General features: G+C 66.8%; 19 protein-coding genes. 9 read left to right on the plus strand and 10 right to left on the minus strand.

Annotated elements, in window-relative coordinates:
- The first annotated feature begins 190 nt into the window (after window positions 1-190).
- Window positions 191-1,765: an ATP-binding protein gene (locus tag G3A50_RS08235; RefSeq protein ID WP_163074785.1), complete on the plus strand. Its 1,575-nt coding sequence runs from the start codon at window positions 191-193 to the stop codon at window positions 1,763-1,765.
- A gap of 81 nt (window positions 1,766-1,846) precedes the next feature.
- On the opposite strand, the gene G3A50_RS08240 is transcribed toward G3A50_RS08235, so the two are convergent.
- Together G3A50_RS08240 and G3A50_RS08245 are read right to left on the minus strand one after the other, a co-directional pair.
- Window positions 1,847-2,752 carry a dihydrodipicolinate synthase family protein gene (locus tag G3A50_RS08240; RefSeq protein WP_163074786.1) on the minus strand — a complete coding sequence of 302 codons (906 nt, stop codon included), beginning with the start codon at window positions 2,750-2,752 and terminating at the stop codon, window positions 1,847-1,849.
- 10 nt (window positions 2,753-2,762) lie between these two features.
- Window positions 2,763-4,247, minus strand: coding sequence for an aldehyde dehydrogenase (locus G3A50_RS08245; protein WP_163074787.1), 1,485 nt, complete (start codon window positions 4,245-4,247; stop codon window positions 2,763-2,765).
- A 203-nt stretch (window positions 4,248-4,450) separates the two neighbouring features.
- Here G3A50_RS08245 and G3A50_RS08250 point away from each other — a divergent pair, with 203 nt between their 5' ends.
- From G3A50_RS08250 to G3A50_RS08280, 7 genes are all read left to right on the plus strand, one after another.
- Window positions 4,451-5,062: a helix-turn-helix domain-containing protein gene (locus G3A50_RS08250; RefSeq protein WP_163074788.1), complete on the plus strand. Its 612-nt coding sequence runs from the start codon at window positions 4,451-4,453 to the stop codon at window positions 5,060-5,062.
- A 148-nt stretch (window positions 5,063-5,210) separates the two neighbouring features.
- Window positions 5,211-6,068 carry an ABC transporter permease gene (locus tag G3A50_RS08255; RefSeq protein ID WP_246252246.1) on the plus strand — a complete coding sequence of 286 codons (858 nt, stop codon included), beginning with the start codon at window positions 5,211-5,213 and terminating at the stop codon, window positions 6,066-6,068.
- A complete protein-coding gene (locus G3A50_RS08260; protein WP_163074789.1) occupies window positions 6,065-6,871 on the plus strand; it encodes an ABC transporter permease in 807 nt (268 codons plus the stop codon). The genes G3A50_RS08255 and G3A50_RS08260 overlap by 4 nt, the downstream gene beginning before the upstream one ends.
- Window positions 6,868-7,965, plus strand: a complete 1,098-nt coding sequence (locus tag G3A50_RS08265; RefSeq protein ID WP_210255253.1) for an ABC transporter ATP-binding protein — start codon at window positions 6,868-6,870, stop codon at window positions 7,963-7,965. Before G3A50_RS08260 ends, G3A50_RS08265 begins: the two co-directional genes overlap by 4 nt.
- Before the next feature lie 39 nt (window positions 7,966-8,004).
- The gene (locus G3A50_RS08270) at window positions 8,005-9,069 is read left to right on the plus strand and encodes a polyamine ABC transporter substrate-binding protein (RefSeq protein WP_163074790.1); all 1,065 of its coding nucleotides are present in this window, start codon (window positions 8,005-8,007) and stop codon (window positions 9,067-9,069) included.
- Window positions 9,070-9,158: 89 nt separating this feature from the next.
- Entirely contained in the window at window positions 9,159-10,595 is a 1,437-nt protein-coding gene (locus G3A50_RS08275; protein WP_163074791.1) for an FAD-binding oxidoreductase, read from the plus strand.
- Between the two features lie 21 nt (window positions 10,596-10,616).
- On the plus strand, window positions 10,617-11,903 hold the full coding sequence (locus G3A50_RS08280) for an NAD(P)/FAD-dependent oxidoreductase (RefSeq protein ID WP_163074792.1): 1,287 nt from the start codon (window positions 10,617-10,619) through the stop codon (window positions 11,901-11,903).
- Between the two features lie 58 nt (window positions 11,904-11,961).
- Here the strand turns inward: G3A50_RS08280 and G3A50_RS08285 are convergent, their stop codons facing one another.
- From G3A50_RS08285 to G3A50_RS08305, 5 genes are read right to left on the minus strand one after another with little or no spacing between them, the layout of a single operon-like run.
- Entirely contained in the window at window positions 11,962-13,212 is a 1,251-nt protein-coding gene (locus G3A50_RS08285; protein ID WP_210255291.1) for an RNA polymerase sigma factor, read from the minus strand.
- Window positions 13,212-13,583 (minus strand): YciI family protein, encoded by a 372-nt coding sequence (locus G3A50_RS08290; RefSeq protein ID WP_163074794.1) that lies wholly within the window; start codon window positions 13,581-13,583, stop codon window positions 13,212-13,214. Before G3A50_RS08290 ends, G3A50_RS08285 begins: the two co-directional genes overlap by 1 nt.
- A 26-nt stretch (window positions 13,584-13,609) precedes the next feature.
- Window positions 13,610-13,909 carry a MoaD/ThiS family protein gene (locus G3A50_RS08295; RefSeq protein ID WP_163074795.1) on the minus strand — a complete coding sequence of 100 codons (300 nt, stop codon included), beginning with the start codon at window positions 13,907-13,909 and terminating at the stop codon, window positions 13,610-13,612.
- Window positions 13,910-13,914: 5 nt separating this feature from the next.
- A complete protein-coding gene (locus G3A50_RS08300; RefSeq protein ID WP_163074796.1) occupies window positions 13,915-15,000 on the minus strand; it encodes a WD40/YVTN/BNR-like repeat-containing protein in 1,086 nt (361 codons plus the stop codon).
- A gap of 11 nt (window positions 15,001-15,011) precedes the next feature.
- Window positions 15,012-15,428, minus strand: a complete 417-nt coding sequence (locus G3A50_RS08305) for a VOC family protein (RefSeq protein ID WP_163074797.1) — start codon at window positions 15,426-15,428, stop codon at window positions 15,012-15,014.
- A 268-nt stretch (window positions 15,429-15,696) separates the two neighbouring features.
- On the opposite strand from G3A50_RS08305, the gene G3A50_RS08310 reads away from it, so the two are divergent.
- On the plus strand, window positions 15,697-16,140 hold the full coding sequence (locus G3A50_RS08310; RefSeq protein WP_163074798.1) for an SRPBCC family protein: 444 nt from the start codon (window positions 15,697-15,699) through the stop codon (window positions 16,138-16,140).
- Between the two features lie 95 nt (window positions 16,141-16,235).
- Here the strand turns inward: G3A50_RS08310 and G3A50_RS08315 are convergent, their stop codons facing one another.
- From G3A50_RS08315 to G3A50_RS08325, 3 genes are read right to left on the minus strand one after another with little or no spacing between them, the layout of a single operon-like run.
- Window positions 16,236-17,357, minus strand: coding sequence for an ABC transporter substrate-binding protein (locus G3A50_RS08315; RefSeq protein ID WP_246252249.1), 1,122 nt, complete (start codon window positions 17,355-17,357; stop codon window positions 16,236-16,238).
- Entirely contained in the window at window positions 17,354-18,742 is a 1,389-nt protein-coding gene (locus G3A50_RS08320; protein WP_163074799.1) for a sensor histidine kinase, read from the minus strand. Before G3A50_RS08320 ends, G3A50_RS08315 begins: the two co-directional genes overlap by 4 nt.
- A complete protein-coding gene (locus G3A50_RS08325; protein WP_163074800.1) occupies window positions 18,729-19,403 on the minus strand; it encodes a response regulator transcription factor in 675 nt (224 codons plus the stop codon). Before G3A50_RS08325 ends, G3A50_RS08320 begins: the two co-directional genes overlap by 14 nt.
- Window positions 19,404-19,525: the final 122 nt, after the last annotated feature.

Raw genomic sequence — 19,525 nt, forward strand, 5'->3', positions numbered from 1 at the left:
TCCCGGTGAGGTGCCTGTTGCTCCACTGAAAGGCACGTGCGCCAACGCCGCTCGCCGGAACGGTGCGTCTGGCGTGCCGCACACGGCCATTGAATGGTGGACCGCCGCTCCGCGCGGTTGAACGCGGGGTGGGAATCACTATGAGTCCTGCGATGACCCTCTGCCTCCAAATTGCGGGACCGGTGCCGAGATGACGGCACCCGCCAAGGTATCCATCAATCTGGGCACCCACCCCGACGGGAGCCCGGTCGCGCTGGACCTCGAGGAGCTGCTCGCGACCCGCCTGCTCGTGCAGGGCAATTCCGGTTCCGGCAAGTCGCACCTGCTGCGCCGTCTTCTGGAACAGAGCGCGCCCTGGGTGCAGCAGGTCGTCATCGATCCCGAGGGCGACTTCGTCACCCTGGCGGAACGGTACGGCCACGTCGTGGTGGATACCCAGAGGGGCGAGGCGGACCTTCAGCGCATCGCCGCGCGGGTCCGCCAGCACAGGGTCTCCGTGGTACTGAACCTGGAGGAACTCGACGCCGAACAGCAGATGCGCGCGACGGCCGCGTTCCTTGGCGGTCTGTTCGATGCGGATCGGGACTTCTGGTACCCTCTTCTCCTCGTCGTGGACGAGGCGCAGATCTTCGCCCCCATGGCCGCGGGCGAGGTTTCCGACGAGGCCCGCAAGGTCTCGCTCGGCGCCATGACCAACCTGATGAGCCGGGGACGCAAGCGCGGCCTTGCGGGCGTCATCGCTACCCAACGCCTGGCAAAGCTCGCCAAGAACGTGGCCGCGGAAGCCTCCAACTTCCTCATGGGCCGCACCTTCCTCGACATCGACATGGCCCGCGCCGCCGACCTGCTCGGCCTAGAGCGACGCCAGGCGGAGATGTTCCGCGATCTGAAGAGCGGTCGCTTCGTCGCGCTCGGCCCGGCTTTGGCGCGCCGGCCGCTGACCGTCCATATCGGACCGGTTGAGACCGCCCCGCGCTCCACCAGCCCCAAATTGATGCCCTTGCCGCAGATGGGCTCTGCCGAGAACGCTCAGGAACTCATCTTCACACCCGGCGCCAACGAGGACCGCCTTTTCGCGCCGCGCCGCCCCCCTCCGGTGGCGTCCACCGCGGATGTGCTCGCCCAGCTCGCGCGGAGCGTGCCGTCGACGCAAGCGCTGGAGACCGCCTCCGACAGCGCCCCTCAGCCTGCCTCCGTGCCGACCCCTGCGCCCGCCCCCACCCTGTCGCCGGAGCAGCGTCAGGCTGCCATCGACTCGGCTCTGCGCGAGATCCTCGACCAGTCGGACGCCGGGTTCCGTACCATCGCCGTGCTCTATCAGGACTTCCTGGTGCGCTGCCGGATCCGCCGGATCACCGGCGAGCCGCTCAGTCTTGCGGCCTTCCGCCGCCGCCTCGCGGTGGCCCATGCCGGCATCGACCTCGCCGAGGCGGAAGCGGACGACTCGCCCTGGGGAGAGGTGTTGACCCTGGCGGGTGCCCTGCCCGAGGACATGCAGGGCACCTTCCTCACCGTGGCCCGCGCGGCCTTCGATCGCCGTATCTGCCCGTCCGATGCCGAGGTGGCGCAGGCCTTCGGCAGCCGCTCGCCCGGCCGGGCGCGGCGGCTCCTCGCCTATATGGAAGAGCGGCAGGTGATCGTGTGCCGCCTCGACGGACTCGGCCGGCGGATCATCGCCATTCCGGGCCTCGCCTGGGAGACCGAGCCCGGCGATCCCAACGCGCCGGCAGCCGCACGCACACCCGAGGCCACGTCCGCGGACTGAGCCGAGGCGCGCAGCCTTGCCCGGAGGCGCCTCAGACGCTCAACCAGATGAACCAGCCCCTGCGATCCTGACGAAGAACGCTCACAGCGGGCCGAGCGTACCGTCCTCGACAAGCTGGCGGACAGCCTCGGCAAGCCGCTCCTCGGCGGCGGCGGACAGGGGACCGACGGGCGGCAGCGAGCGGCCGATCGGCAGGCCGATGAGCGCGAAGGCGCGGCGCACCGCCTCCGGGAACTGCTCGCTGAACAGCGCATCCATCAAGGGATGAAGCCGGCCCTGCAGAGCCAGTGCCTGCTTGACGTGACCGTCCTCCGCCAGCGTCTGGACCTCGTGCCAGTAGCCCGGCAGCAGCGACGCCGAGGTGAGGACGCCGCCCATCGCACCCAGCATCACCTGCTCGACGAACAGCGTATCCTGGCCGGACAACAGGCAGAAGCGATCGCTGACCAGACGTGCGGTCTGGGCGAAGTGATAGAGATCCGTGCTGGAGGCTTTCATACCCACGATGAGCCCTTCCCGCTCAAGCTGGGCAATGGTGGCCGGCAGCGTGACCATGCCGGTGCGATAGGGATTGTCGTAGAAGACGACGGGCAGCCGCAGCATCGGGACCAGTGCCCGGAAGTACCGCACCGTGCCCTCCTGATCGGGGCGGGCGTAGTAGGGCGGGATCACCATCAGCCCGTCGGCACCCGCCTCGCGATAGGCAAGTCCGCTCTCCAGCGCGCCGCCGAGGCCGGGATCCAGCACCCCGGCGAGAACCGGCACCCGGCCCGCCGTCGCCGCGACCGTGACCTCGACGATGCGCCGCCGTACGGCAAGGCTGAAGGAATTCGCCTCGCCCGTGCCCCCGACCGGCACCAGGCCGGACGCACCGCGCACGATCTGGTAGTCGACGATGCGCGCGAGGCTGTCCTCGTCGAGTGTGCCATCCGCGTTCAGCGGGGTCGGAAAGGCGGGGATCAACCCGCGAAACATCGCCTTGGCCATTGCCGCCCCCTCAGCCCAGATTGATCCAGGTCGCCTTCAGCTCGGTGTATTTTTCCAGCGCATGCAGAGACTTGTCGCGGCCGAAACCGGACTGCTTGAAGCCACCGAAGGGCGAGGAAATATCGCCATGGTCGAAGCAGTTCACCCACACCACGCCCGCCCGCAGCGCCGACGAGGCCTTGAACGCCTTGTTGATGTCGCGCGTCCACACGGCGGCCGCGAGACCGTAGGTGGTGTCGTTGCCGATCTTGATGGCGTCGTCGATGTCCTTGGCGGCGATGGTGGCGAGCACCGGCCCGAAGATTTCCTCGCGGGCGATGGTCATGTCGCTGGTGACACCATCGAACAGCGTGGTCTCGATGAAGCAGCCCTCGGCCGCCATGCGCTTGCCGCCCATGCGCAGGCGCGCGCCCTCGGCGACGCCCTTCTCGATGTACTCCATCACCCGCTCGGCCTGGCGCTCGTCAACCATGGCGCCCATTTCGGTCGCCGGATCCAGCGGATCGCCGACCTTGATGGCGCCGCCGACCGCCATCACCTTCTCGACCACCTGTTCCCTGACGCTCTCCTCGACGACGAGGCGTGAGCCGGCGTTGCAGACCTCGCCCTGATTGTAGAAAATTCCCCAGGCGGCGGCGGTGGCGGCCGCGTCGAGGTCGGGCGCGTCGGCGAGAATGATGTTCGGGCTCTTGCCACCGCATTCGAGGCCGACCCGCTTCATGTTGGACTGGCCGGAATACTGCAGGAAGTATTTGCCGACTTCGGTCGAGCCGGTGAAGGCGACCGCGTCGACATCCATGTGCAGCCCGAGCGCGCGGCCGGCGGTCTCGCCGAAGCCCGGCAGGACGTTGAAGACACCGTCGGGAATACCGGCCTCGGCGGCCAGCGCGCCGAGCCGGATGGCGGTGAGGGACGATTGTTCTGCCGGCTTCAGAATCACCGAATTGCCGGCGGCGAGGATCGGGCCGAGCTTCCAGGCCGCCATCAGCAGCGGGAAGTTCCACGGCACCACGGCGGCGACGACGCCGAGCGGCTCGCGGCGGATCAGCGAGACCGCGGTGGTGGCGGTCGGGGCGATCTCGTCATAGACCTTGTCGATCGCCTCGGCGTACCACTCGATGCACTGCGCCGAGAGCGGGAGGTCGACGGAGAGGCTGTCACGGATCGGCTTGCCCATGTCGAGGGTTTCGAGCAGCGCCAGTTCCTCGGTGTGCGCGCAGATGAGATCGGCAAAGGCCTTGAGCCGCTTCTTGCGCTCGCGCGGCGCCATACGCGACCAGACACCGCTCTCGAAGGCGGCGCGCGCCACGCCCACCGCATGGTCGACATCGGCGCTGTCACAGGCGGCGACCTGCGTCAGGACCTTCCCGTTTGCCGGGTTGATGCTGTCGAACGTCGCGCCCGACAGTGCACCGATGTAGCGACCGCCGACAAAAGCCTGGCCGTTGAAGGGAAGCGCGGCGGCGCGCGCGCGCCAGTCGATGGAAGCGGACATGAAGAGAAATCCCGAAAATACGGTCGAGGAGCCGGACCGTGTGAGGACAGGGCGTTCGTTTCAGCACCCTTACCGCATTTTTGGTTTTCTGAAAAATGAATTGGCTTGTTCGCGATGGGCCGTTATCGCTATACACTGTAGGAACCTGCCTCGGGGCAGGAGAACCGGTCGAATGAAACGGATTTTTCTCCTCCATGTCGCCCATGAAGATTGCTGATGACACTACCCGCATGTCGACCGGCATGAACAATCCCGACGAAGAAACCCAGCGGCTCGGCCAGCGCATTCGCGACCTGCGGCTCAAGGCCAGCATGACCCTTTCCGAGCTTGCCAAGGCGACGGGCGTGTCCATCGGCACGCTTTCGCAGCTTGAGCGCGGCCTCGTCTCGCCGACCGTGCGCACGCTTTATACCGTCGCAAACGCGCTTGGCGTGATGCCGGCCTGGCTGATCGACCCTTCGCAGATCAAGAGCAGCGCGTCGGAAAGTCGTTATATCGTAAGGGCCGGGAACCGTTCACGGCTGCTCGACATCGACGGCATCCGCAAGGACATCGCCTCGCCCGCGGCGAGCGAGCGGCTGCGCGGCTTCTTCATGGTGATCCAGCCCAACTGCAATTCGGGACCCCAGCCCTATTCGCACAAGGGAGAGGAAATCGGCTTCCTGCTCTCCGGTTCGTTGGAGCTGCAGATCGACGGCGAGACCTTCAGCCTGAATGAGGGCGACTGCTTCGCCTTCTCCAGCGACAAGCCGCACCATTTCGCGAATCTCGGCACCCGGCCCGCGTCGGTGTTCTGGGTGAACGCGGATATTTAGCACTTTTAGTTTTCAGAATTTTGAACGCCGACATTGCGGAACTAAAACACCGCTGTCATAGTCCTCGCGTGCCCTACGGGGTCGAAGCCGATCCGCCCGGGCGCACAGCCTCGCCCGGCCTGCCCGGAAAACGAAGGACGCGCCACCCTTGGCTAACTCATCTTCCGCATCGGATCTCAGCTCAGGGACAGCTCTCCTCCTGCTGGCTCCGCTGACGACGGTGATGCTGCTGATCCTGCTCTATCCGCTGGGCATGACGGTGTGGACCAGCGTCTATGATGGGCAGTTCTCGTTCAACGCCTATGCCGATCTCGCCACCAGCACGCTGTTCATGAAGGTGCTGCGCAATACCTTCGAGATCGCCATCGGCGGCACGCTCGTCAGTCTCCTCTTCGGCTACCCTGTCGCGCTCCATCTGGCAGCGCAGGCGCCGCGCCGGCGCACCGCCTATCTCATCATGGTGATGCTGCCGTTCTGGACCAGCATTCTGGTGAAGAGCTTCGCGCTGGTGGCCGTGTTCGGAAATCAGGGCCTGATCAACCAGCTTCTCGGCCTGCTGAGCGGGGGCACGGTCAACCTGCCGATGATGTTCAACCGGGTCGGCGTCATCCTCGGCATGATCAACTTCCTGCTGCCGTTCATGATCCTCTCGATCCTCGGCAGCCTTCTCTCGCTCGACCGCCGGCTCATTCTCGCCGCCGAGACCATGGGCGCGGGGCCGCTGCGGATCTTCTGGAAGATCACCCTGCCGCTTTCCATGCCGGGTGTGATCGCGGGGGTGCTGATCAACATCACCCTGTCGATTGGCATGTACATCACTCCCGCGCTGCTCGGCGGGCGGCAGGACATGATGGTCGCCAACCTCGTCGACTTCTACACCCGACAGACGCTGGACTGGACCGCCGCCTCGGCGACCGCCGTCGTGCTGCTGCTGCTGTCGGGCGTGCTGGTCGCGCTGCTCGGGCAGGTGCGCGGGTCGCGCGGGCTTGCGGGAGCCGGCGCATGAACGAGCTGTTCGGCTCCAGCCGCCTCATGCGCGGCCTTGTCTCCTCCGCCGCGTGGACCTGCTACCTGTTCCTGCTGCTCCCGAGCCTGATCGTGATTCCGATCTCCTTCGGCAATCCCGGACAGATCGAGTTTCCACCGCGCCAGTTCACGCTCCAGCTCTACCGCCAGTTCTTCACCGACCCGGCGTGGTGGGGCTCCACCGTGCAGAGCCTCTTCGTCGCGAGCATCACAACGCTCGTCGCGCTCGCCCTCGCTGTGCCCGCCGCCTATGCGCTGGCGCGGTCCCGGCTGCCCGGGCGCGCCGGGCTGCAGGGCCTGTTCATGATGCCGATGCTGGTGCCCGTCATCGTGCTCGGGCTCGGCCTCTATCTGCAGTTCTCGAACTGGGGCCTTCTGGACACCACTGCCGGCATCGTTCTGGCGCACATCATGCTGACCACGCCCTACATCATGGTCTCGGTGATGTCCGGCCTGCACCATTCCGACGTGGCGCTGGAGACGGTCGCCTCCATCATGGGCGCCTCGCGCATCACGATCTTCTTCAAGGTGGTGCTGCCCCAGCTCAAGGCGTCGATCGCGGTGGGCGCGCTGTTCGCGTTCCTGATGTCGCTCGACGAAGTGGTGGTGGCCTACTTCCTCACCGGCACCAACAGCATGACGCTGCCGGTCAAGATGTACTCATCGATCCGCTGGGAACTGACGCCGGTGCTCGCGGCGGTTTCCACGCTGCTTACCGTGCTCTCGCTGCTGATCGCCCTCGGGATCATCGCGATGCAGAGCAAGACCGAGGCCTCCGCATGACCCCATCCCCTGTCTCCGCCATGGTCGAGCTTCATGGCCTTGCCAAGAGCTATGGCGACGTCCACGCGCTGCAGCAAACCGACCTGTCCATCGCCAAGGGCGAATTCGTGACCCTGCTGGGCCCATCGGGGTCGGGAAAGTCGACCCTGCTCAATCTCATCGCCGGCATGGTCAAGCCCAGTGCCGGGCGCATCGTCATCAATGGCCGCGACGCCACCACGCTGCCGACCAACCAGCGCGGCCTGGGCATGGTGTTCCAGAACTACGCGCTCATGCCGCATATGAGCGTGTTCGAGAACATTGCCTTCCCGCTTCAGGTGCGCCGCCTGCCCAAGGCGGAGATCAGGCTCAAGGTCCAGCAGGCGTTGGATCTCATCCAGCTTGGCCACGTCGCCGACCGGCGTCCGCGCGAACTCTCCGGCGGCCAGCAGCAGCGCATCTCGCTGGCCCGCTGCATCGTCTACAACCCCGCGCTCATCCTCATGGACGAGCCGCTCGGCGCGCTGGACAAGAAGCTGCGCGAACAGATGCAGCTGGAGATCAAGCGCCTGCACGCCGAGCTCGGCATCACCATGCTCTACGTGACGCATGATCAGGACGAGGCTCTGACCATGTCCGATCGCATCGTGTTGATGAATGGCGGACGCATCGAGCAGCAGGGAACGCCGGATTCGCTCTACTTCAAGCCGGAGACGATGTTCTCCGCCGAGTTCATCGGCTCGTCGAACCTCATTTCCGGCACGGTCGAGACCGGGGCGGATGGCACCTATGCGCTGAAGACCTCGCTCGGCACCTTTCCCGTGCCGGCACCCGAAATGGCCATGAAAGCCGGCGATCGCGCGGTGTTGCTGATCCGCCCCGAGAACATGGCGCTTGATGCCTCCAGCACCGCAACAGGCATTCCCGGACACCTTGAGGATTCCATCCTGCTCGGTGGCGTGGTGCGACACTTCCTGCGCTGCGCCGACGGCACCCACCTCATCGTCCAGGAACTGAACCAGCCCGGACGCGTCGGCGCGCGCCGCGGGGACCGGATTCACGCCACGTGGCTGCCCGCCCATGCCCGCCTGCTTCCACCGGAACCGGCCCGCTGAGCGACGCCCGTCATCACGACAAAAAGAGGGGAAGTGCATATGTCCAAGACACTGCTCACCACGTCCCGGCGCGGCCTTCTGCGCGGGGGTGCCGGCCTGCTCGGCCTCATGGCCGCGCCCGCCGTGTTCACCGGCCGCGCCGCGGCCGCCGACACCACGCTCACCGTCACCTCCTGGGGCGGCGACTACAACAAATCCGTCCGCGCGGTCTTTGCCGACCCCTTCACCGCCGCAACCGGCATTGAGGTCGTCCTCGTCGACAATGGCGACATGGCCAAGGTGAAAGCGCAGGTCCAGGGCAACAACGTCCAGTGGGACGTGATCGACGCCCCCGCCGCCTTCGCCACCTCCGGCGCACGCGACAAGCTCTGGGAAGAGCTGGACATGTCAATCATCAAGCCCGGCCCGCTGGTCTCCCCGCCCGAGACCGACTACATGCCGATGTACCTCTACAGCGGCGGCATCCTCTGGGACGAAAAGCGCACGCCCGAGGGCAAGCACCCGACCGACTTTGCCGGGTTCTACAATTTCGAGAAGTACCCTGGCCGGCGCGTCATGCGCTCGCTTGCCTCCGAGACGCTGGAAGTCGCGCTGGTCGCCGACGGCGTGGCGCCGAAGGATCTGTATCCGCTTGACGTCGACCGGGCGTTCCGCGCGCTGGACCGTATGAAGCCGCACGTATCCCGGTGGGCGGCGACCACGCCCGACCAGGTGAACGCGGTCGTCCAGAATGAAGGCGATTTCTCCTACAGCTACTTCAATCGGGTGAAATCGGCGCAGAAGGCCGGCGCGCCGCTCGCCTTCTCCTTCGAGCAGACCGTGAATTCGCTGGACTATTTCGCGGTCCCCAAGGGCACGAAGAACAAGGAAGCGGCGATGCGCTTCATCGACTTCTGCCTGAAGCCCGACCGGCAGGTGGCCTGGGCCGTGCGCGGCTACTATCTGCCCAACAGCGTCGCGGCGATGGACGAGGTGAAGAATTCGCCGGCCAAGGAATTCCTGCCCGACCTGACCAACGGCAAGAACGTCATCGTCAATTCCAAGTGGTGGGGCGAGAACTACACGGCGGTGCAGAAGCGCTACGCCGAATGGATGCTCACCTGATCGACCATTGACGGCGCCCCGTCCCGTCACCGGGGCGGGGTTCTTCTTTCCCCGCGTCTCCCGCCTGCCCGCTCTCCCGGTTTTCCCCCATGTCCCACACCGCCTTCCTCGCCGAGCTGACGTCCATTCTCGGGGAACGCTACGTCCTGACCGAGGCCGTCGACACCGAACTGTTCCTCACCGATCATCGCGGCCGCTACCACGGCAAGGCGCTGGCAGTGACGCGGCCGGCCTCGACCGAGGAGGTCTCCCGCGTGGTCAAGGCCTGCGCCCGGGCGGGTATCGCGGTGGTGCCGCAGGGGGGCAATACCGGCCTGTGCGGCGGTGCCACCCCGCTTGAGCCCCGGCCCGCCATCGTCATCCGCCTCGACCGCATGAACGCCATCCGCGCCGTCTCGCCCGCCGAGGAGACGATGGTGGTGGAGGCCGGCTGCATCCTTGCCGATATCCAGGCGGCAGCGGCGAAGGAGGGTCTGCTCTTTCCCCTCAGCCTCGGCGCCGAGGGCAGCTGCCAGATCGGCGGCAACATCGCCACCAATGCCGGCGGCATCTCCGTGCTTCGCTATGGCAATACCCGCCAGCTGGTGCTCGGGCTGGAGACGGTGCTGGCCGACGGCACGGTGCTCGACAGCCTGCGGCGCCTGCGCAAGGACAATGCCGGCTACGACCTCAAGCAGCTCTTCATCGGCGCCGAGGGCACGCTCGGCATCGTCACGGGCGCGGCGCTGAAGCTGTTCCCCGGCATACGCTCACGCTCCATCGCCATGATGCAGCTGTCCAGCGTCGAGGACGCGCTCGCCATGTTCGCCCGCGCGCGCAAGGTGTTCGGGGAGAGCATTTCGAGCTTCGAGATCATCGGCTCCTCCTACATGGACTTCGTGCTGCGCTACGTGCCCGGCACGGTGATGCCCTTCGGGCAGAAGGCGCCGTGGTACCTGCTGCTGGAGGTCGGCGATTCCCAGCCCGACACGCCGTTTACCGACGCCATGGAAGGCTTGCTGGCCGAGGCGTTCGAAGCCGGGCTGATCTCGGATGCCATCATCGCCTCCAGCCTCGCGCAGGAAGAAGCCATCTGGAAGCTGCGCCACGGCGTGACCGGCGAATTCAAGCTCGCCGGCAAGACCATGTCGCACGACACCTCCGTGCCGGTCGCCGAGCAGCCGGCCTTCGTGACCCGGGTCGAGAACGGTGTGTTGGCGGCCTTTCCCGATGCCAATGTGATGATGGTCGGCCATATCGGCGACGGAAATATCCACGTCGTGGTGCTGTTCCCCCACGAACGCTTTGCCACCTCCGAGGCCTTTGAGGAAGCGTCCGACGCCATCGACGTCATCATTGACAATGTCGCGATGGAGCTTGGCGGCTCCATCACCGCCGAACACGGGGTGGGCACCACCTATCGCAAGCGCCTCGCCCGCACCAAGAACCCGGCCGAGCTCGCGCTGATGCGGCAGATCAAGGCGGTGCTGGACCCGACCGACATGATGAATCCGGGCAAGCTGTTCCTGCCCGAAGCGACAACCTGACCGCTGCCCGGGACGCAACGCATGACCCCTTCCAGGCCGCTGCCTCCGAACGTCTACAGCCTCGATGCCCCACCCGCGCCGGTAACACCGCCGCTGGATGGTACTCAACGCGCCTCGGTGGCGATCATCGGTGGCGGCATCGTCGGCCTCACCACGGCACTGCATCTGGCCGAGGCCGGAACCGATGTGGTGGTGCTGGAGGCCAACGAGGTCGGCTGGGGCGCCTCCGGCAATAATGGCGGGCAGCTCAATCCCGGCCTCAAATTCGATCCCGACACCATCGAGGCCACCTGGGGTCCCGATCTCGGCCGACGCATGGTCGCGTTCGGCTGGGATACTCCCAACCGCACCTTCGCACTGATCGAGCGGCTCGGCATTGCCTGCGATGCCCATCGCGGCGGCACGGTGCGCGCCGCCCGCAGCGCCAAGGCCCGGGGCGCCGTGGAGGCCACCGCCCGCCAGTGCATGGTGCGCGGCCTGCCGGTCACCTATCTCGACCGGGAGGCGAGCCGCGCCGCCACCAGCACCGACGCCTATTTCGGCGCGATGCGCGACGCCAGCGGCGGCAATCTCAATCCGCTGGCCTATTCGCGCGGCCTCGCCCGTGCCGCGCTCGCCGCCGGCGCACGCATCCATGGCGGCACCCGTGCCTTGAAACTGGCGCGCAGCGCGAGCGGCTGGTCGATCCAGACCGCTACCGGCACGCTGCTCGCGGAAAAGATCCTGATCGCCACCAACGGCTTCACGGACGATCTGTGGCAGGGACTGCGGCAGACCCTCGTGCCCGTCTACAGCGCCATCGCCGCGACCGAGCCGCTGGGTGAGGACATCCGCGCCAGCATCATGACGGCGCGCCCGTCTGTCTATGAGAGCGGACGCATCACCGTCTATTACCGCGTCGACGCGCAGGGGCGGCTGCTGATGGGCGGACGCGGGCCAATGCGCCCGATCTCCTCACCGGATCCCATTGCCTATCTCACCGACTATGCGGCCCGGCTCTGGCCGCAGCTGAAGGGCGTGCGCTGGACCCATGGCTGGAACAGCCAGCTCGCCATCACGAAGGATCATTGGCCCCATATCCACGAGCCCGCGCCCGATGCGCTGATCTATCTTGGCTGCAACGGCCGCGGCGTGGCGCTCGGCACGGCCATCGCCGAACAACTCGCGGGACGGTTGCTGCAGGGCGGAGCGTTCCAGCTCGACCTGCCGGTCGTCCCGCCCAAGCCCATCGCCTTCCACGCCCTCTGGCCGCTCGGGGTGCAAGCGGAGATCCTGCGCGGGCGCATCCTCGACCGGCTCGGTCTCTGACGGCCCCCCCGGCGAGAGGACGGGAGGGGCGACGTGGGGGCGGCGATGCCGCGGCCTCCTATTTCAATCCGTCGAGATGGGTGCGGATATGGGCCGCGTCCGCGGCCGTGGTGGCGAGGCTGATCGCGGTCATGAAGTCGTCGCGCGCCTCGCTGGTTCGGCCAAGCTGCATCAGCAGCGCCCCGCGCACGCCGTGATAGTGGAAATAGCCCGTGAGCCTGTCGCCGAGGGGTTCCACCATGGCCAGCGCCGCCTCCGGCCCGCGCAGCTTTGAAATCGCCACCGCCCGGTTCAACGTCACGACAGGCGATGGCTGCAGGAATTCAAGGGTGCCATAGAGCAGGTCGATCTGTGCCCAGTCGGTGTCCTCAGGGCCTTTCGCGCGCGCATGCAGCGCGGCGATCGCCGCCTGAAGTTGATAGGGGCCGGGGCGGCGGTGGCGCACCGCCTTGTCGAGCAGGGCGAGCCCCTCGCCGATCATCGGCCGGTTCCAGAGCTCGCGGTCCTGGCTGTCGAGCAGGATCACGGCGCCCTCCTTGTCGAAGCGCGCCCTGGCCCGGGCGTGCTGCAGCAACATCAGCGCGGTCAGCCCCATGATCTCCGGCTCCGCCTGAAACAGGCGCAGCAGCAGCCGGGCAAGACGGATCGCCTCCTCGCACAAGGGCGCGCGCGCGGCGGAAGCGTCGCCGGCGGCCGAATAGCCCTCGTTGAAGACGAGATAGATCATCGCCGCGACGACACCGAGCCGTTCCGCGCGCTCCACCGCACCCGGCGCCTCGAACGGCACGCCGCCATCGCCGCTCTGGGCCTTGGCGATGCGTGCCTTGGCCCGCGTGATGCGCTGCTCCATGGCCGCTTCGCTCACCAGAAAGGCGCGAGCGATCTGGCGGACCGAGAGCCCTGACACGATGCGCAGGGCCAGTGCGATCTGCTGCGTCGCCGGAAGATCGGGATGGCAGCAGATAAAGAGCAGGCGCAGCACGTCGTCGCGGTAATGAGCGCCGTCGATGCGCTCGGCGATCTCGGCCTCGGTGTCCTGCGTGTCGGAGAGCGCCTCCTCCGGCGGCAGTTCGGTCAGCTTCGCGCGGCGCCTTACCGTGTCGAGCGCGACATTGCGGCCCACGAAGATCAGCCAGGCGGTCGCATCGCGCGGAGGTCCGTTCTGCGGCCAGGTGCGGAGCGCACGCAGGCACGCCTCCTGAAACGCTTCCTCGGCAAGATCGAGATCGCGGAAATAGCGCAGCAGCGCGGCGAGCGCCTGCGGGCGCGCGGCGGCAAGCGTGGTGCCGATCCAGCGCGCCTCGTCCATCATGGCCGTGCGCCGCCGTCCTGAAACAGACCGACCGGCCGGATCTCATAGGAGCCGCCGGGATTGGCGGCGCCCAGGTCGCGGGCGATGTCGAGCGCTTCCTCAAGATCCTTGCAGTCGAGAATGTAGAAGCCGAGCAGTTGCTCCTTGGTCTCGGCAAAAGGGCCGTCGAGCACCAGCGGCGGATCCTGATCCTTGCGCAGCGTGGTGGCGGCGGTGGTCGGCAGCAGCCGCGCCACCGGCCCGAGCTTGCCCGCCTTGGCAAGGCGTTCCTGAACAACGGCGAGCTTTTGCATCACCGCGTCGTCTTCCTCCTTGGTCCAGGCGCAGACGACGTCTTCCTGGTGATAACAGAGCAGCGCGTAGAGCATGTTTGGCCTTTCGCAAGGACTAGGGATCAGCCGCCGCTGATCGCGGTAATGACGAAGACATCCGCGCCCGGGGCGAGCGGCGTCGCCAGCCTGGCGCGCCGCCCGTCGACAAACACATTGATATGGCGCCGGATCGCGGGCGTCTCGTCGCACAGGCGCTCGCCCATGCCGGGCCAGCGCGCATCGAGGCCGGCGACCATTTCCTCGACCGTGCGAGCGTGCAGGGGAACCAGCCGGTCGGCGCCGGGAAACAGCACGATGAGGTGCGGCGGCAGGCGCACGAGCACGGGCGCCGGCCTGCGTGCCGGATCCACCTCCTCGTCCATCGCTCTCACCGCTCCATCACCAGCGTTTCGACCGAGGTGATGGTCGGCAGATGGGGTGCGATGCAGTCCCATGTCTCGCCCTCATCGACGCTGGCATAGAGGCCGCCGGTATTGGTGCCGAAATAGACCCCCGCCGGTTCCATCGTGTCGGTTGCCATCGCCTGGCGCAGCACGTTGAAATATGCCCCGCCCTGCGGCAAGCCCTCGCGCATCGCCTCCCAGCTGCGCCCGGCATCGCGCGTGCGCCACACCGCCGCGCTTGCCTCCGGCATGAAGCGGCCCTTGATGTCGCCGTTCAGCGGAATGAGATAGAGGCCATCGGGGTCGCGCGGATGAACGGCGGCCGGAAAGCCGAAGGAGGAAGGCAGGCCCGCCTCGATGCTCTCCCAGCGCCGGCCGCCATCCTCGGAGCGGTACATGCCGCAATGGTTCTGCTGGTAAAGCCGCGCCCCGCCGCCCGGCGCCTTGACCAGGCAGTGCACGCACTGGCCGAATTCGGGATAGTTCTGCCCTTCGGGAAGAAAGTCGGCGCGGGTACCGCGGTTGCGCGCCTCCCATGTCGCACCGCCATCTTCGGTGGCAAACACACCGGCCGCCGAAATGCCGACCCAGATTTTCTTCTCGTCGGCCGGGTCGAGCACCAGCGAGTGCAGGATCAGCCCGGCCCCGCCGGGATTCCAGTCCCCCCGCGTGGGATGCGCACGCAGGCCCTCGACATGGGTCCAGCTCTCGCCGCCATCGACGCTGCGGAAAAGCCCCGCCGGCTCGACGCCGGCATAAAGGCTGCCGTCATTGCCTGCCGCCAGGCTCCACACCGCCTTCACCGGCGCCTCTCCGGCCTCATAGGCAAGGCCCCGGCTCGAATGTGTCCAGCTGGCGCCGGCGTCGGTCGATTTCCACACCGCCGGGCCGAACCATTCATTGCCGCCGCCCGCGTAAAGGACGCCGGTCGCGGCATTGGCGATGACATGGTTGGTCGGCCAGGTCTCGCAGAACGGGCCGCGCATCGCCCACGCGCGGCGCGAGGCGTCGCTCTCGAGCAGGAAGGCGCCCTTGCGCGTGCCGACCAGAATGAGGACATGCTTGGTCATGACTCCCCCCTTCACATGGCGGAAGTGACAATCATCCAGGACACGCCGAAACGGTCGGTGAGCGTCCCGAATGAAGGCGAGAAGAACATCTCGGAGAGAGGCATGGTCACCTGACCGCCCTCGGCCAGGGCCTCGAACTTCGCCGCCGCCTCCTCCGGGGAAGCGACCGAGAGCGCCAGCGAGATACCGGCGAAAGCGGCGGCGTTGGACTGGCAGCCATCGGAGGCGAGCAACTCGGCCTCGCCGATCCTGAAGCTGGCATGCATGACCTTGTCGCCCCAGCCGTCCGGGATCATGCCGGGGGGCGGCGGGTCGGGCGAGTCCTTGAAGCGCATCAAGGCGGTGACCTCGGCGCCGAGCGCCGTCCCATAGAACGCGATGGCCTCTTCGGTCCGGCCATTGAGCATGAGATACGCCTGCACGTTCATTGCATTTCCTCCCTTGGCCGCTCCAGAGCCGCGCCATCGCGGGCAGGCGAGCGGGCATCGACGAGACAAGGACGAACAGGCAAACTCTGATCCGACATTACCGTGGAATTTTTCTGTTCGGCGAGTCCTCCACGGAGGTCGGCAGGTCATGCCCGGAGGCCGCAATGCGCACGGAAGGCCCCCGAATAATCCGCACCCGAATGTCGGGGCGGCCATGGCTGGTTCGTCCTAGGCCGCGTTGACCGCCGGCCCAAAGGGAGAAACCCAGATGCCCAGCACCATCCGCCTGCACCGCATTTTCGCCACCACCCCGGAGAAGGTCTACCGCGCGTTCCTCGAAGCCGACGCGCTGGCGAAATGGCTGCCGCCCAACGGTTTTGTCTGCACCGTGCATCATCTCGAACCGAAAGTCGGCGGCTCCTTCCGCATGTCGTTCCGCAACTTCACCACGGGGCACAGCCACGCCTTTGGCGGCAGCTATGTCGAGCTGATCCCGGGCGAGCGCCTGCGTTACACCGACACATTCGACGATCCCGGCCTGCCCGGCGAGATGGAGGTGAGCGTGACGTTGAAGAAGGTCGTGGTCGGCACGCAGGTGGAGATCGTGCAGCAGGGCATACCGGACCTCATTCCACCCGAAGCCTGTTATCTCGGCTGGCAGGAGTCGCTGCGAAACCTGGCGAGGCTGGTCGAGCCCGAAATCACCCAGTAGCGCACCGGTTCGCGCCATCGTGCCGAGATATCGCCACTGGCGTGCGATCAGCGCGAATTCGCCCGCGCCCGCCCGCACCTGCCCCGGCCATGCCTCTAGGGGGCGTTCTGGATCACCGACTGCGACCAGTCTTCCAGAAACCGCTTCCGGCGTGCCGCATCCTGCACCGCCAGCAGGGTCGGGCCGACGACGATCGGACGCGCGATACCCGAGGTCACGACATCCGGCCCCTCGATATAGGGAGGCGCGGCACCGTCCAGGCCGAAAAAGAACGACTGTTCCTGGCCCACCGCCTGTCCGCGCTCCGACAGGAGATAGTCGAGAAAGCGCGCGGCCAGTCCCGCATTCGCCGCGTGCGCCGGCACCATGGCGCCGCGGCTCAGCACCAGCGTGTAGTCCGCTGGCATGACGATGCCGATCGGCTCACCACGCCGCACGCGCTCATAGGCGTAGGAGCCCAGCATGTTGTAGCCGATGAGCAGCCGGCCGGCCGCCACCTCGTCCAGTATCTTCGAGGTGCAGCAGCGCAGGACGACTTGGGCACGCCCCAGGCTCTCCAGCAGGCGGCCATACGTGGTCGTGGTCTGCCGGGCATCATTGAAGGCCAGCAGGTAGCCGATGCCGGACAGGCGCACATCATAGGTGCCGACCTTGCCTCGGTAGCGGTCGGCTTCGCGCCGCAGCAGCTCGGCGAGTTCCAGATGGGTGTGTGGCACGTCGTCGGCCGGAACATTGTCGCGGTTATAGACCATGACGATCGGCTCGAAGGTGAAGCCGAAGACCTCGTCCCGCCAGTTCGCCCAGCGCGGCGCGCGCTGCAGATCAGGGCCTTCGACGCGCTGGGCGCAGCCATCATTGGCGAGCTTCACCAACTGGTCCACGGAAGAGGACAGATAGACGTCGCCCAGCGCACGTTTCTGCGCGCACAGTTCGGCGGCGGCCACGAACAGGTCATTGGTCACATATTCCGCGATCTCGACCGTCGTGCCCGGTGAGAGCTTCTGGAAATCCGTGATCAGCGGAGCCAGGGCGTAGAGGTCGGTGGCGGCATGGATCGAGAGCCGGTCGACCTCGGCCGTGAGGGCGGGAAACCGCGTCAGGGTCTGCGCGTGCGCGCCCGTTTCCGCCGCCAGCAGGAGGGCCGAAAGGCTGAAGGCCGCGCAGGCGAGCTTCGAGGCGAGACCGATGGAGGTGAGCCGCATGGCAGAACGTGTCACACGACATCCTCCTTCTGCAACGATAACGACATCGCCACCACAAAACCGAAGCTGCCCTTCTCCATGAAAGACAGCGCGCCGCCGTGAGCCGAGGCGACCTCGGCCGCGATCGACAGCCCCAGCCCCGAACCCTTGCCCTCGCTGGAGGGCGCCCCAAATCGCTGCACGACCCGCGCCCATTGCTCGCGCGCTATGCCCGGACCGTCATCCTCCACTTCAATCACCGCCAGCGCCTGCCGTTTCGACAATCGCACGGTGATCTTTGTCGGCGCGCCATGACGCACCGCGTTGTCGACGATGTTCTTGATCGCTTCCGCGAGATTGACCGGATCACCGCGCACGATCAGCGGATCAGGCGGGGTGTGCAGGGTGACGAGAATGTCGCGCTCCAGCGTGTCGGGTATCGCTTCGTCGAGTGCCCGTCGGGTCAGCGCCGCGAGGTCAACGGGCGCGCCCGCCACAGCCCGCTCGCGATGAGCCACCATGGCATGGCTGAGCAGCTGGTTGGCAAGTCGCGCCAACTGCCCGGTCCGGGCGCGGATGCGGTCGAGATGCTTGCGCCCCTCGGGGGTCACCTCGTCATTGGTGAGCAGATCGACCTGCCCCTCCAGCGCCGTCAGCGGAGTCCGAAGCTGGTGCGCGGCATCGGCGATGAACTGCTGCATCAGCTCGACCCGGCCGCGCAGCCGCTCGATGAAGCGGTTGATCTCGGCGACGAAGGGCGCCAGCTCGCGCGGGGTCGGGACGCTGACAAGTGTCAGGTCGAGCGGATCGCGCTGCCGGATCGCGCGTTCCAGGCGGCTGATCGGCGCCAGCGCATGGCGCAGGGCGAAGATGGTGCCGCCAATGGCAATCGCCCCCATGACCCCGACCAGGATGAAGGAGCGGAAGGTGAGTTCGCGCGCCAGCGCCCGGCGAGCCTCCACGGTCTGGGCAACGATGACGACCGCGTCGCCCCGCATCTGGGCGTCGTCAAAGCGGCGCGTCACCCGCGCGACACGCACGATCTCGCCGTCAAAGGTCGCGTTCTCGACCTGCGCCTTCTCCGGCGTGCCGGCCTTTCCCGCCGGATCCGCCAGATTCTCATAGCCGGTCATCGTCCGTCCCGCCGGGTCCAGCACGCGGTAGAAGATGCGGTCGCGATCCGACAAGGCGAGGAGCTCGAAGGCGGAAACCGGAAGCTCGATCTCCGGCTCGCCATCCTGAACTCTGATGGCGTCCGCGATCTGATAGGCCGCGCCGAGCAGCAGCCGATCATAAGCCTCGTCGGCCGCCCCGCGCGCCGAATACCAGGCGGCCGTCATGAGCACGGCGGCGCCGAAGACCAGGACAAGCGAGATAAGGGCGAACAGCCGGATGAAGAGTGAGGGCTCACGCCTCGCCATCGGTCACCATCTGATAGCCGAACCCCCGGACGGTGACGATCTGTGCCCGAGCGCCCTCGATCTTGCGCCGGAGGCGGCCGACATAGAGTTCCACCGCATTCGAGCCCGGGGCCTCGTCATGGCCGAACATGCGGTCGAGCAGTTCGTCCTTGCCGAAGACACGCCCCGGCCGCGAGGACAGGATTTCGAGCAGCGTCAGTTCGCGGCGCTTGAGATGCACCTCGCAATTGCCCACGCGCACCATGCGCGTCAGGCGATCGATGCTGATGTCCCCGCAGCGCAGGACATTGGTCGCCTCGCCGCCATTGCGCCGGATGAGAGCCCGCACCCGCGCTTCCAGTTCGCGAAAGTCGAACGGCTTCACCAGATAGTCGTCGGCACCGAGGTCGAGCGCATCGACACGGTCCTCGACGCGCGAACGCGCCGTCAGGATCAGTACCGGCGTCGTCGAGCCACGGGCGCGCATCTGGGTGAGAATGCTGAATCCGTCCGTTCCCGGCAGCATGACGTCCAGGATCACGAGATCATAGGATGTGCGGCCAAGCACCTCCATGCCCGCCGCGCCGTCCAGTTCCCAATCCACGGCGTGACCGATCCGGCTGAGACGTCCGACGATCGCCTCTCCGACGTCCCTGGTGTCCTCGACCAGCAATATTCGCATGGATCAGACTCCGCGCCTTCCGCGCCGCTCCCGTCAAAAGACAGCTCTATGACAGGAACGGGCTCTAGCACAGCTTACCAAAGCGCCGCGGAGACGGTGCCACACAATTAGGAGGAACGCCC

Source organism: Ancylobacter pratisalsi (genome assembly GCF_010669125.1).
In the GTDB taxonomy this organism is placed as follows: Bacteria; Pseudomonadota; Alphaproteobacteria; order Rhizobiales; family Xanthobacteraceae; genus Ancylobacter; species Ancylobacter pratisalsi.